The 12,272-nt window shown below is 70.7% G+C and carries 10 protein-coding genes; 8 read left to right on the forward strand and 2 right to left on the reverse strand.

Translation table 11 applies throughout. The annotated features are described in order from the left end of the window. Nucleotides 1-45 precede the first annotated feature (45 nt). Nucleotides 46-1,500, forward strand: coding sequence for an amino acid permease (locus tag IE263_RS34500; RefSeq protein ID WP_189941976.1), 1,455 nt, complete (start codon nt 46-48; stop codon nt 1,498-1,500). Nucleotides 1,501-1,613: 113 nt separating this feature from the next. Here IE263_RS34500 and IE263_RS34505 read toward each other — a convergent pair whose 3' ends face one another. Beyond that, nucleotides 1,614-3,326, reverse strand: coding sequence for a serine/threonine-protein kinase (locus tag IE263_RS34505; protein ID WP_229911326.1), 1,713 nt, complete (start codon nt 3,324-3,326; stop codon nt 1,614-1,616). Nucleotides 3,327-3,629: 303 nt separating this feature from the next. On the opposite strand from IE263_RS34505, the gene IE263_RS34510 reads away from it, so the two are divergent. Further along, complete coding sequence (locus IE263_RS34510) at nt 3,630-4,352, forward strand: hypothetical protein (protein ID WP_189941978.1); 723 nt, start codon at nt 3,630-3,632, stop codon at nt 4,350-4,352. A gap of 217 nt (nt 4,353-4,569) precedes the next feature. Here IE263_RS34510 and IE263_RS34515 read toward each other — a convergent pair whose 3' ends face one another. Then, nucleotides 4,570-5,151, reverse strand: a complete 582-nt coding sequence (locus IE263_RS34515) for a biotin transporter BioY (protein WP_189941979.1) — start codon at nt 5,149-5,151, stop codon at nt 4,570-4,572. 475 nt (nt 5,152-5,626) lie between these two features. Between IE263_RS34515 and IE263_RS34520 the strand changes: the two genes are divergently transcribed. The 6 genes from IE263_RS34520 to IE263_RS34545 all read left to right on the forward strand — a co-directional run bounded on the left by IE263_RS34520 (nt 5,627) and on the right by IE263_RS34545 (nt 12,162). After that, nucleotides 5,627-6,856 (forward strand): ROK family transcriptional regulator, encoded by a 1,230-nt coding sequence (locus tag IE263_RS34520; RefSeq protein WP_189941980.1) that lies wholly within the window; start codon nt 5,627-5,629, stop codon nt 6,854-6,856. A gap of 251 nt (nt 6,857-7,107) precedes the next feature. Next, nucleotides 7,108-8,175, forward strand: coding sequence for an ABC transporter substrate-binding protein (locus IE263_RS34525; RefSeq protein ID WP_189941981.1), 1,068 nt, complete (start codon nt 7,108-7,110; stop codon nt 8,173-8,175). A gap of 5 nt (nt 8,176-8,180) precedes the next feature. Then, nucleotides 8,181-9,023 carry an ABC transporter permease gene (locus IE263_RS34530; protein WP_189941982.1) on the forward strand — a complete coding sequence of 281 codons (843 nt, stop codon included), beginning with the start codon at nt 8,181-8,183 and terminating at the stop codon, nt 9,021-9,023. Next, entirely contained in the window at nt 8,999-9,715 is a 717-nt protein-coding gene (locus IE263_RS34535; RefSeq protein WP_189941983.1) for an ABC transporter ATP-binding protein, read from the forward strand. Before IE263_RS34530 ends, IE263_RS34535 begins: the two co-directional genes overlap by 25 nt. 206 nt (nt 9,716-9,921) lie before the next feature. Beyond that, complete coding sequence (locus tag IE263_RS34540) at nt 9,922-11,259, forward strand: LLM class flavin-dependent oxidoreductase (protein WP_189941984.1); 1,338 nt, start codon at nt 9,922-9,924, stop codon at nt 11,257-11,259. Nucleotides 11,260-11,271: 12 nt separating this feature from the next. Further along, entirely contained in the window at nt 11,272-12,162 is an 891-nt protein-coding gene (locus IE263_RS34545) for a TauD/TfdA dioxygenase family protein (RefSeq protein ID WP_189941985.1), read from the forward strand. Nucleotides 12,163-12,272: the final 110 nt, after the last annotated feature.

Below are 12,272 nucleotides of genomic sequence, written 5' to 3' on the forward strand. Positions count from 1 at the left end.
TCGTACGGGAGACACCCCCACGCGGCGCAAAGGAAATTCCGTCCCATGACTTCGCAGCCGACCCTCACGAAGGCCGACAGCGGCCCCGGAGGCCCCGGAGAACCCGGCTCCGGTCTCCAGGCAGGTCTGAAGAACCGACACCTCTCGATGATCGCCATTGGTGGCGTCATCGGGGCCGGACTGTTCGTCGGGTCCAGTTCCGGTATCGCCACCGCAGGCCCCGGCATCCTCCTCTCCTACGCCCTCGTCGGCACGCTCGTGGTGCTGGTGATGCGGATGCTGGGTGAGATGTCCGCGGCCAACCCGGCCTCCGGTTCGTTCTCCGCCCACGCGGACCGCGCGCTCGGGCCCTGGGCCGGGTTCACCATCGGCTGGCTGTACTGGTTCTTCTGGGTCGTCGTCCTGGCCGTCGAGGCGACCGCCGGTGCCGTGATCCTCGAGCAGTGGATACCCGCCGTACCGCAGTGGGGGTGGGCGCTGATCGTGATGGTGGTGCTGACCGCCACCAACCTCGTCTCCGTCGGCTCCTACGGCGAGTTCGAGTTCTGGTTCGCCGGCATCAAGGTCGTCGCCATCAGTGCGTTCATCGTCGTCGGTGGGCTCGCCGTGTTCGGCGTGCTTCCGGGGGTCGACAGCGACAAGGCCGGGTTCGGGAACCTCGTCGATCACGGTGGGTTCCTGCCCCACGGTCCGGGCGCCATCCTCACCGGTGTGCTGCTCGTCGTCTTCTCCTTCATGGGGAGTGAGATCGCGACCCTGGCCGCCGGTGAGTCCGAGGACCCGCAGCGGGCCGTGACCAAGTCGACCAACAGCATCATCTGGCGTATCGCCGTGTTCTACCTGGGGTCGATCTTCGTCGTCGTCGCCCTGCTGCCGTGGAACGACCCCTCCATCAAGGAGAAGGGCTCCTACGTCGCCGCCCTCGACTCCCTCGGCATCGCGCACGCCGGTCAGATCATGAACTTCATCGTGCTGACCTCCGTGCTGTCCTGCCTCAACTCCGGCCTGTACACGGCCTCCCGCATGGCCTTCTCGCTCGGTGAGCGCGGGGACGCGCCGAAGGCCTTCGCCCGGACGACCTCCCGGGGCGTGCCGCTGGCGGCCATCGTCGCCTCCGTGGTGTTCGGGTTCGTCGCGGTCTTCTTCAACTACAAGTTCCCGGACTCCGTCTTCCTCTTCCTGGTCAACTCCAGCGGTGCCGTCGCCCTGTTCGTCTGGCTCGTCATCTGCTTCTCGCAGCTGCGGATGCGGAAGATCATCCAGGCCGAGGCGCCGGAGAAGCTTGTCGTGCGGATGTGGCTGTACCCCTACCTGACCTGGGCGACCGCCGCGCTGATCGTCTTCATCCTCGGCTACATGCTCACCGACACGGAGCACGACGGACGCAAGACCGTGCTGCTGTCGCTCCTCGTCGCCGCCGCCGTCCTCGCCATCGCCTTCGTGAAGGAGAAGGTCAAGGCCAAGGACGAGGAGCCTGCTCTGGAGGACGCCGTCAAGTAGTCGTTCGGTCGTCCTGTCGTCCTTCGGGACGCGTTCGGTGGAGGGGCCTGCTTCTGCGGGCCCCTTTGCCGTGCCTGCGGTGCAGGCGCGCCGTGCCGTGCGTGCGGTTGCTGTCACAGCACCGTGAAGCTCTCTTTCACCTGCTCGTACGTCCGCAGCGCCTTCGTCTCCACCTCCGGCCGGTACCAGGTGTTGATCTGGTACGACTTTCCGCTCTCGTTGAAGCCCAGGAGCCGGGCGTGCCAGGGGGTGCCCTGGAGGGTGAAGGTGTACTCCCAGACGACCGCCGGGTTTCCCCGGAACGTCGTCTCCTCCAGGCGGATCTTGCGGTAGTTCTCGCCCTGGTGGGCGTTCTGTTCGGAGGTCTCCCAGGTGGCCAGCAGGTCGCCTCGGGCCAGGGAGGACTTGGCCACGAGTTCCTGCTTGCCGTCGGGGGACGTGTAGTGCACCTCCGCGCCCGTCTTCACGTCCCGTCGCCAGCCCTTCGGCGTCGCCCACGCGTATCCGCCGGCCTCCGGGCGCGTGCCCGGCGGCAGGCTCGGTGGCCTGAAGGTGCCCTCGACAGTGGGGGTGGGGGTCGGGGTGGAGGTGGAGGACGCGCTGCCCGTGCTCGGGGGCGAGGTGGTGATCGAGGACGGGGTGGGTGAGAGACCCGCCCGGTGTTCGTCGCCGCCGGATCCCGGGGACGACGCCAGCACGATCGCCACGGCTGTGGCCACGCCCACGACTCCCGCGGCGGCCGTCAGGATCGTGCGGCGGCGGTGCGCGGAGGGCCGGGGGGTCGATTCGGGTGGGGTGGGTGCGGGTGGGGTGGGCCTGCGTTCGGTCGGTGCCTGGGCTCGGGTGAGGGAGACGCCCTTCGGCTCCGACGGCCGGGGGTCCGGCTGCCGGGGGTCCGGCTGCCGGGGGTCCGGCTGCCGTCGGTCCGGCTGCCGTGGGTCCCGGGGCCCGGGCATCTTGGACGGGTTCAGCAAGGTCCGCGTCGGTGGCTCCCCCAGCCCCGGCTCCTCTTCCCCTTCCCCTTCCTCTTCCTCTTCTTCCTCTTCCGCCGTCAGAGTCGGCGTCGGCGCAGGCGCCGGGAAAGCCACCGGGCGCAGGGCCTGCTCCAGGTCGCTCAGGCCTGCGCGGACCGTCGGTTCCTTCTCCAGGAGGGCGGCGAGGATCTCGTGCAGCGGGCCTGCGGCGGGCGGGAGTTCGGGTTCCTCGTAGAGGACCGCGTGCAGGGTCGCCAGGGTCGTGTCGCGGGAGAAGGGTGAGTGGCCGGCCAGGGCGGCGCAGAGGGTGGCGCCCAGGGACCAGACGTCGGAGGGCGGGCCCTGGGGGCGGCCGGAGATGCGCTCGGGGGCCATGTAGTCGGGGGAGCCGACCAGCATGCCGACCATGGTGAGGGCCTTCGCGTCCTGGATCGCGGCGATGCCGAAGTCGGTGAGGACGACGCGTTCGCCGCCGTCCTCCACCAGGACGTTGCCCGGTTTGATGTCGCGGTGCAGAACGCCCCGCGCGTGCACCTGGTGCAGCGCCGTGACCAGGCCGAGGCCGATGCGGGCCGTCTCGCGCGGGTCGAGGGGGCCCTCCTCGGCCATGATCCGCTCCAGGGAGCGTCCGGCGATCAACTCCATGACGATCCACAGGCGTTCGCCCTCGTCCACGACGTCGTAGACGCGGACGACATTGGTGTGGTCGATGCGGGCGGTGGCCCTGGCCTCGCGCAGGGTGCGTTCGCGGCGGGTGCGGGCGTCCTCCGCGTCGAGGCCGTCTATGCGCATTTCCTTGACGGCGACCTGCCGGTCGAGTGTCTCGTCGGCGGCTCGCCACACCCGACCCATTCCCCCCTGGCCGATACTCTCGACCAACCGGTAGCGGCCGGCCACCAGAAGACCTGGTACACCGCCACTCCTCGTATCTCCCCCGGTCCCCGAATTCCCCGGAGTTCCCGAATTCCCCGAAGCTCCCGGAGCTCCCGCATTTCCCGAATCCCTCGCATTCCCCGGCAATCCTCCGCACCCCCTCCATTGCCCGTTTCCCGAAACGCAATAGTCACACTTAGAGCCGTACCAGCATAGTGCGGAGAAATCTTGTGGTACCTCTTCAAGTACTGCGAATTCAGGCGCAGCCAAGGGGGGACGAACATGAGTTCTCGTCGTATGACGGCGATCGCGGGATCGCTGGTCGCGGCATCTTTCTCGGCGGTGGCGGTCCTGGCCGTCCCTGCCGTCGCAGGTGACCAGGGACCCGGTAGCAGCAAGGGGGGAAAGTCCGTCGACAAGGCGCCCGCGGGCGTGAAGCTGAGCACGCTGCTGCCCGAGACGATCTCGGTGGACAACGGCTCCAAGGAAACGGTGATCACCGCCACGGTGAAGAATGACGGAACCAAGGAAAGCGGCGCGATCAGGCTTTTGGTCGTCGGTTTCGACGGGCTGACGGTCAAGAACGTCGAGGGCTGTTCGCAGATCGCGGAGAAGGATCTCCCCGAGGGTTCGAACAGCGGTTTCTCCTGCGCCGTCGACAATCTGGCGGCCGGCGCGTCGAAGTCGTACGCCGTCGACGCGACCTTCGATCTGGGCAGGACCGGGAAGATCTGTCTGCCCGTCCAGACCGCGGACGGGTCGAAGACGTTCTGGCAGCAGGGGCCGGTGCCGTTCGGTACGACGAACCCGTCGCCGAACGCCCCCGCCACCCCGCTGCTGCTCGGCACCGACAACACGCCCGTGGGACCCGGCGGTGACAAACTGGCCGATACCGGGCTCGAGCGGAATGTCCTGCCGCTGAGTGCGGCCGGGGCGGCGCTGCTCGCGGCGGGCGCTGCCGGGCTGTGGTGGTCGCAGCGGCGGCCGGACCGGCAGGAGGGCTGATCCTCCGGCTGGTCCCGGACACGAGGAGAACGTGGAACGGCGGCGGCATGACCTGACGGAAGGTGTCAGGTCATGCCGCCATCGTGTGCCGTATGAACCTTCTGACCGACGCCACGGCCCTGCCCGGCCTTCGCTGTACGACGCGGAAACGCGGAAGAGGCTCGCCGGGGTCAGACGCAGTACGACCCGGCGAACCTCTTCCGCGCGGACTGAGGGATCAGCGGCCGGCGAACTTCCAGGCGGTGGGCAGCAGGCCCATCGCCAGGGCCGCCTTGAGGGCGTCGCCGATCAGGAACGGGGTGAGGCCGGCCGCGATCGCGGCGGAGGCGGAGAGGTCGGCGGCGTAGGCCAGGTAGGGGACGCCGATCGCGTAGATGATCGCCTCGCCCACCAGCATCGTGCCCGCCATGCGCCACACGTTGCGGTCCGCGCCGCGGCGGGCCAGGGCGCCGACCACGGTGGAGGCGAGGAGCATGCCGAGGATGTAGCCGAAGGAGACGGCGGTCGCGCCGGAGGTGCCGCTCGCGAACCACGGGACGCCCGCGACGCCGGCCAGGGCGTAGACGGCGAGCGCGAGGAAGCCGCGCTGGGCGCCCAGGGTCGTGCCGACGAGCAGCGCGGCGAAGGTCTGGCCGGTCACCGGCACCGGGGAGCCGGGGATCGGCACCGCGATCTGGGCGGCGAGGCCGGTGAGCGCGGCACCACCCAGCACGAGCGCTACGTCCCGGACACGGGAGGCCGGCAGAAGGTCGGCGAGGACCTGTCCGGGTCGGGCGGGGGTGGCGGCGGCGGTGCTCATGGGGACTCCGCGGGGGTCGGGGCGGTTCGGGACACCGCGACGCTATCCCAGGGGGCTCGAGCCGATCACCGTCAGTGGTCGACAAACGGTCGAACGGGCGCTTGGTGGGCTTCGGACAAAGGAGCGTGGTTACACGCGGTACGGCGTGACCCTGGTCACTGAGGTGACGTGGTTCCGGATACGCGGAGGGAGGGGCAGGCATCTGTAGGGTTTCGCCAATCGGGTGCTGCCGTTGACCGGGTCGTGGGCCGGGGCCGTCTCGCCCGTCGGTCGCCGTCTGGGCAGCGGTGGGCCGTTTTGCTAGCTTCGAGCGCATGGTTGCCCAGGCCCGGAACTTCTCGTCGCGTCGCTACGTCGACCTGCGACGCGTGGGCGCGGCCGCCTGTCGTCGTCGGGTGTGAGGCGGCCGGGGTCGATCCGTGGCGCCTCATCACAGAAGGCGCAGTGTCGGACCGGCCCCCCGAGGAAGTTCTTCATGCCCCGTACCGCGGCACCTCCCCGTCTCCCCGTCGACCCCTCTTCCGTCGCCCCCTCCCCCGTTCCCCGGATCGCGGACAGCGACCGGCGGCGGACCAGCGCCAGCGTGATCCTGCGGTCCGTGCTGGAGCACGGGCCGGTCGCGCGCAGCACCATCGCCCGGCTGACCGGGCTGTCCCCGGCCTCGGTCACGGACCACTGCGCCCGTCTCACCGGCCTCGGGCTGATCCGGGAGGCCGATGTGCCGCGGCGCAGCAACGGCGTCGGCCGGCCGCACGTCCCGGTGGATCTGGACGGCGGGCGGTTCGTGGTGGGCGGGGTGCATGTGGCCGTGCCGTACACGACCGTCGCGCTGCTCGATCTGCGCGGGCGGCTGGTGGCACGGCGGGAGTTGAAGCACCGGGGGACCGAGCCCTGCGCCGTGCTGGCGCGGGCCGTCGACGAGCTGGGCGCGCTGCTCGCCTCGGCGCCCGGCCGCCGGGCCCTCAGGGTGGGTGTGGCCGTGGGCGGCTGGGTGGACCGGGACTCGGGGACCGTCGTCGAGCATCCGCTGCTGGGGTGGCGGGACGTGCCGGTGCGGGAGACGGTCGGTGCCGGCACCGGGCTGCCGGTCCATGTGGACGGGCACGCGCGGGCGTTGGTCAACGCGGAGCGGCTGTTCGGGCAGGCGCGTGGCAGCCGCAGTGTGCTGCATCTGTTCGTCGGCAACGTCGTGGACGCGGCCTTCGCCACCCATGACGAGGTGCACCACGGGCCGCGTTCGCAGGCGGGCTCCATCGCGCATCTGCCGCTGGCCGGCGGCACCGAGCCGTGCGACTGCGGGCGGGTCGGCTGCCTCCAGGCGGAGCTGAGCGAGCGGACGTTGTGCCGGCGGGCCCGTGCGGCCGGAGTGATCGACGGGGTGAACCCGATGCACGTGGTCGCCGCGGCGGCCGACGGGAACCCGGTGGCCGTACGGCTGTTGCTGGAGCGGGCGCGGATGGTGGGACGGGCTGCGGCGCTGCTGCTGGACGTGCTCAATCCGGAGCGTGTGGTCGTGACGGAGGTCGGGGCCATGGCCCGGGAGGACTGCCTGGCCGCGGTGCGGGAGGAGGTCGGGGCGGCGCGCGCGGCTTCGGTCTCACCGACGAGTTTTCCCTCGGATTCCGTGCTGGCGATGGCGGGCGGAGCGGTGGCTCTGGACGTCCTCTACCGGGATCCGCTCACCGTGTCACCTCAGGTGACTTAATTCAGAAACTCGGAATGTTGACAGGAGTCGAGCGTGACCTGGAACATTTTGCTCATGAGCTGTCGCACCCTCTGTTGCTGACGCCCCGGCGCGCCGGGAGCGCGTCCTTCTTCCTGCCTTTTCCCGCGTGAATTCCCCTCTCGGGCCGCGCTGTGGCCTGTCCCTTTCACACCCGGAATTCCGCCTGCCTCGGCACCGCTTCTCCGCCCTTTTCCGCCGCTTTTCCATCGCTTTCCCCTGGGGGTCCTCCCATGCCCGTTTCCCGTACGCCCGGTGTCGACCGGCGCCGCTTCCTCGCTTCTCTGCTCGGTGTCACGGCGGCTGCCGCCGGACTGAGCGGCTGCGCCGAGAGCAGCGCGGCCACCGGGTCGGAGGGCGCCTCAGCGGCCCCGCTCGCCGACAAGGTGCCCGCCGGCACCAGTCTGAAGATCGCCTCCTTCCAGAACACCCAGCAGCTCCAGTTCAAGCTGGCGAAACTGCCCGAGCTGCCGTTCACGGTGTCGAACTGGCTGAACATCGGCGCCGGTCCGGACGTCATCAACGCCTTCCGCGCGAAATCCCTCGACCTCGCCAACAACGCGGGCATCCCGCCGATCCAGGCGCACTTCCAGGGCTTCGACGCGAAGATCGTCGCGATCAACATCACACGCAAGCCGAACTACCTCTTCGCCACCAAGCCCGGCAGCGACATCCGGAGCGTCGAGGACTTCAAGGGCAGGAAACTCGCCTTCTCGCAGGGCCAGGCGCAGGGCGTCGTGCTGCTGCGGGCGCTGAAGAAGGCGGGACTGGAGTACGACGAGGTGGACCTCGTCCCGCTGACCAGCAACCAGTTCCTCACCGCCCTGCAGTCGGGCCAGGTGGACATCGCGCCGCTCGGCAACACGCAGGCGCCCGCCTATCTGGCGCAGTACGAGTCCAAGGGCGCCCGCACCATCACCACCGACGTCGTCGACCTGCTCAACCTGCTGTGGGCGCCGGTCTCCGTGCTCGACGACCGGGCCAAGGCGGCGGCGATCGCCGCGTACATCCCGCAGTGGGCGCAGGGCCAGGTGTGGCAGTACGAGAACCCGGACGTCTGGAACGAGGAGTTCTACGTCAAGACGCAGAACCTGACCCTCGCGCAGGCGCGGTCGATCAGCGCCCTCGCCAACAAGCCGCTGTTCCCGCCGAGCTGGGACGAGGCCATCAAGTGGGAGCAGGAGACCGCGGATCTGCTCGCGGAGGGCGGGTTCGTGAAGAAGTTCGACGTCGGCACGCTCTTCGACCACCGCTTCGAGGGCATCGCCGCGAAATCCGTACCGGCCGAGTACCGGAAGTGACCGCCATGACCACGACCACCCTGAAGACGGCCGCCCCCGTCGTCGTCGCCGACGAGCGGCCCCGCGCCCGCCGCCGCGGGCTCGCCCCCGGCACACGTCTGCCCGCCGCCCGGCTCACCGGGCCCCTGCTGCTGCTCGTCCTGTGGGCCGCCGCCTCCGCCGCCGGACGGCTCGACCCCGCCGCGATCCCGGCGCCCTGGACGGTGGTGGAGACCGGCGCCCGTCTCTGGACCGACGGGACGCTGACCACCGACATCCTCACCTCGCTGCAGCGGGCCGGTTCCGGCTTCGTGATCGGCCTGACCGCCGGGATCGTGCTCGCGCTGGCGTCCGGTCTCACCCGCACCGGGGAGGCGCTGATCGACGGGACGGTCAACCTCAACCGGGCCATCCCGACCCTCGGCCTGATCCCGCTGTTCATCCTCTGGCTGGGCATCGGCGAGACCTTCAAGATCGCGATCATCGCCATCGTCGTCTACATCCCGATCTACCTGAACACGCATGCCGCGCTGTCCGGCATCGACCACCGGTTCGTCGAACTCGCCGAGGTGCAGGGCCTGTCGAAGCTGCGCTTCATCCGGGAGATCGTCATCCCCGGCGCCCTGCCCGGGTTCTTCGTCGGGCTGCGGCTCGGCGTGACCGGGTCCTGGCTGGGCCTGGTGGTGCTGGAGCAGATCAACGCCACCAGCGGTCTCGGCTACATGATGTTCCAGGCGCAGAACTACGGCCAGTCGGACGTCATCCTCGTCGGCCTGGTCGTCTACGGGATCTTCGGTCTCGTCTCCGACAGCACGGTCCGCCTCATCGAACGGAGGGTGCTGTCGTGGCGCCGCACACTGAGCAACTGACCCGTCCCGCCGTGCAGCTCCGGGGACTCACCCGCTCCTTCGACGGGCGCACCGTCCTCGACGGCATCGACCTCGACATCCCCGCCGGCCAGTTCGTGGCCCTGCTCGGGCACAGCGGCTCCGGCAAGAGCACCCTGCTGCGGGCGGTCGCCGGGCTCGACCACGAGGTCACCGGAAGCGGGCAGCTCACCGCGCCGGAGAGGGTGTCCGTGGTCTTCCAGGACTCCCGGCTGCTGCCCTGGCGGCGCGTGCTGGCCAACGTCCTGCTCGGGCTCGACGGCAAGGAGGCCGAGCAGCAGGGCCGCGAGGCCCTCGCCGAGGTCGGTCTCGCCGGCCGGGAACGGGCCTGGCCCAACGAGCTGTCCGGCGGCGAGGCCCAGCGCGCCGCCCTGGCCCGCTCGCTGGTGCGCGAGCCCGAACTCCTCCTCGCCGACGAGCCGTTCGGCGCGCTCGACGCCCTCACCCGGATCAGGATGCACGCCCTGCTGCGCGAGCTGTGGGAGCGCCATCGGCCCTCCGTGCTGCTCGTCACCCACGACGTGGACGAGGCGATCGCGCTCGCCGACCGGGTCCTCGTCCTCGAACACGGCCGGATCGGCCTCGACCTGACCGTCGACCGCGATGCACAGGCGCGCGGCGAGTACCGGGTGCGGTTGCTGGCGGCGCTGGGCGTGACGGCGGACGGCGGGTGACCGTCGGCCGCAGGGACCGTCTGCCGGGGGCTGCCGCCCCCGGACCCCCGCTTCGGCCCTGAACGGGCCACGTCCTCGGACTCCCCCGCTCTCGGCTTCTCCCCGCTCTCGGCTTCGCTCGCGCAGGGGCCCCATGAGCGGGGCCCCCACGACGGGCTCGACGCACCAGACCGGCACTCGTACGCCCTCCGCAGCAAAGGACCCCCATGCCCCGGCAACTCCACCTCAACGCGTTCCTGATGAACACCGGCCACCACGAAGCATCGTGGCGGCTCCCCGAGAGTGACCCGTATGCCCACGTCGAGCTGGACCACTACGTACGGCTCGCCCGGATCGCCGAACGCGGCACCTTCGACTCCCTCTTCCTCGCCGACGGCCCGCACCTGTGGGGCACGGTCGCCCAGCGCCCGGCCGGCGCCCTGGAACCGCTCACGCTGCTGACCGCGCTGGCCACGGCGACCGAGCACATCGGCCTGATCGCCACCGCCTCCACCTCCTACAACTCCCCCTACAACCTGGCCCGCAAGTTCGCCTCGCTCGACATCATCAGCGGTGGCCGGGCGGGCTGGAACATCGTCACCACCGCCGGCGCCGAGGCCGCCCGCAACTTCGGGCTCGACGCCGAGCCCGCCCACGCCGAGCGGTACGCCCGGGCCGCCGAGTTCCTCGACGTGGCGCTGAAGCTGTGGGACAGCTGGGAGGACGACGCGATCGTCGCCGACAAGGCGGCCGGCGTCTGGGGCGACGACGCGAAGATCCACCCGCCGCGCCACCAGGGCACGTACTTCAGCGTCGAGGGCGCCCTCAACGTGCCCCGTACGCCGCAGGGATACCCGCTGCTGGTGCAGGCCGGCTCCTCGGAGGACGGCAAGGCGTTCGCCGCCCGGTACGCGGAGGCGGTGTTCACCGCCCAGCAGACGCTCGCCGACGCTCAGGCCTTCTACGCCGACCTCAAGGCGCGGACGGTTGCCGTCGGCCGGGAACCCGAGCACATCAAGGTGCTGCCCGGGATCGTGCCGGTGATCGGCTCGACGGAGGCCGAGGCGCGGGCCCACGAGCGGGTCCTGGAGGAGCACATCGTGCCCGAGCACGGTGTCCAGCGGCTGGAGCAGCTGCTCCAACTGGAGCCGGGATCACTGGAGTTGGACGCCCAGCTCCCCGCCGATCTGCCGTCCGAGGACGCCATCGAGGGCGCCAAGAGCCGCTACACGCTCATCGTCGAACTGGCCCGGCGCGAACGCCTCACGGTGCGGCAGCTGATCGGCCGGCTCGGCGGCGGACGCGGGCACCTCACCTTCGCCGGGACGCCCGAGCAGGTCGCCGACAAGATCGAGACCTGGTTCACCCAGGGCGCCGCCGACGGCTTCAACATCATGCCCGCGGTCCTGCCGTCCGGCCTCGACGCCTTCGTCGACCACGTCGTCCCCCTCCTGCGCGCCCGCGGCCTGCTGCGCACGGACTACGGCCCCCGCCGGACCCTGCGGGAGCGTTACGGCCTCCCCCGCCCCGCCAACCAGTACGCCCAGACCCCCGCCCTCGTCTGAAAGGACCCCTCCATGTCCCTCGACATCCGCAAGGTCACCGCACACATCGGCGCCCAGGTCCGCGGCGTCGACCTCGCGCGGCCGCTCGACGAGGAGACGGTCGCCGCCCTGCGCGAGGCCCTCAACGTCCACAAGGCCCTGGTCTTCGACGACGTCGACCTCGACGACGAGGGCCACCAGGCCTTCGCCCGCCACTTCGGCGACCTCACCACCGCTCACCCGACGGTGCCCGCCGTCGACGGCGCCCCGAACGTGCTGCCCGTCGACAGCGAGCAGGGCAGCGCCAACCACTGGCACACCGACGTGACCTTCGTCCTCAACCCACCGCAGGCCACCACCCTGCGCAGCATCACGCTCCCGCCGTACGGCGGCGAGACCCTGATCGCCAGCTCGGCGGCCGCCTACCGCCGGCTGCCCGAGCCGCTGCGCCGGCTGGCCGACGGCCTGTGGGCGGAGCACACCAACGACTACGACTACGCGGTCCCGGTCGAGGACATCGACGAGGAACGGGCCGCCCAGCGCGCCCGGTTCACGTCCATCAAGTACCGCACCGCCCACCCCGTCGTCCGCGTCCACCCCCTGACCGGCGAACGCGGGCTGTTCATCGGCGGGTTCGCCCAGCGGATCGTCGGCCTGTCGGTGGACGAGTCCCGCAAGGTCCTGGACCTGCTCCAGTCGTACGTCACCCGGCCGGAGAACGTCCTGCGCCACCGCTGGTCGCCGAACCAGCTCGTCATCTTCGACAACCGCATCACCCAGCACTACGCCGTCGACAACTACGACAAGCTGCCGCGCCGCCTGCACCGGGTGACCGTCGCCGGTGACGTCCCGGTCGGTGTCGAGGGCAAGGAGAGCTGGTCGGTGGAGGGGGACGCGGCGCACTACACGTCCGTAGCGGCGTAGACACGGTCCGCACCCGGCGCGTCCGGATAGTGGGCGGCCCCTCCGCGTGAGCGGACGGGCCGCCCAGACTGTGGGCGTTTTTGCCCATCTCACGCATTGGACGAGCCGCG

Origin of the sequence: Streptomyces aurantiogriseus (assembly GCF_014649375.1) — a bacterium.
GTDB classification, from domain to species: Bacteria; Actinomycetota; Actinomycetes; order Streptomycetales; family Streptomycetaceae; genus Streptomyces; species Streptomyces aurantiogriseus.

Bases quoted from the DNA above. Each gene is read 5' to 3' on its own strand.
- IE263_RS34515 (WP_189941979.1), bottom strand. From the start codon at position 5,151: ATGAGCACCGCCGCCGCCACCCCCGCCCGACCCGGACAGGTCCTCGCC.
- IE263_RS34520 (WP_189941980.1), top strand. From the start codon at position 5,627: ATGCCCCGTACCGCGGCACCTCCCCGTCTCCCCGTCGACCCCTCTTCC.
- IE263_RS34530 (WP_189941982.1), top strand. From the start codon at position 8,181: ATGACCACGACCACCCTGAAGACGGCCGCCCCCGTCGTCGTCGCCGAC.
- IE263_RS34505 (WP_229911326.1), bottom strand. From the start codon at position 3,326: ATGGGTCGGGTGTGGCGAGCCGCCGACGAGACACTCGACCGGCAGGTC.
- IE263_RS34540 (WP_189941984.1), top strand. From the start codon at position 9,922: ATGCCCCGGCAACTCCACCTCAACGCGTTCCTGATGAACACCGGCCAC.
- IE263_RS34500 (WP_189941976.1), top strand. From the start codon at position 46: ATGACTTCGCAGCCGACCCTCACGAAGGCCGACAGCGGCCCCGGAGGC.
- IE263_RS34525 (WP_189941981.1), top strand. From the start codon at position 7,108: ATGCCCGTTTCCCGTACGCCCGGTGTCGACCGGCGCCGCTTCCTCGCT.
- IE263_RS34510 (WP_189941978.1), top strand. From the start codon at position 3,630: ATGAGTTCTCGTCGTATGACGGCGATCGCGGGATCGCTGGTCGCGGCA.
- IE263_RS34545 (WP_189941985.1), top strand. From the start codon at position 11,272: ATGTCCCTCGACATCCGCAAGGTCACCGCACACATCGGCGCCCAGGTC.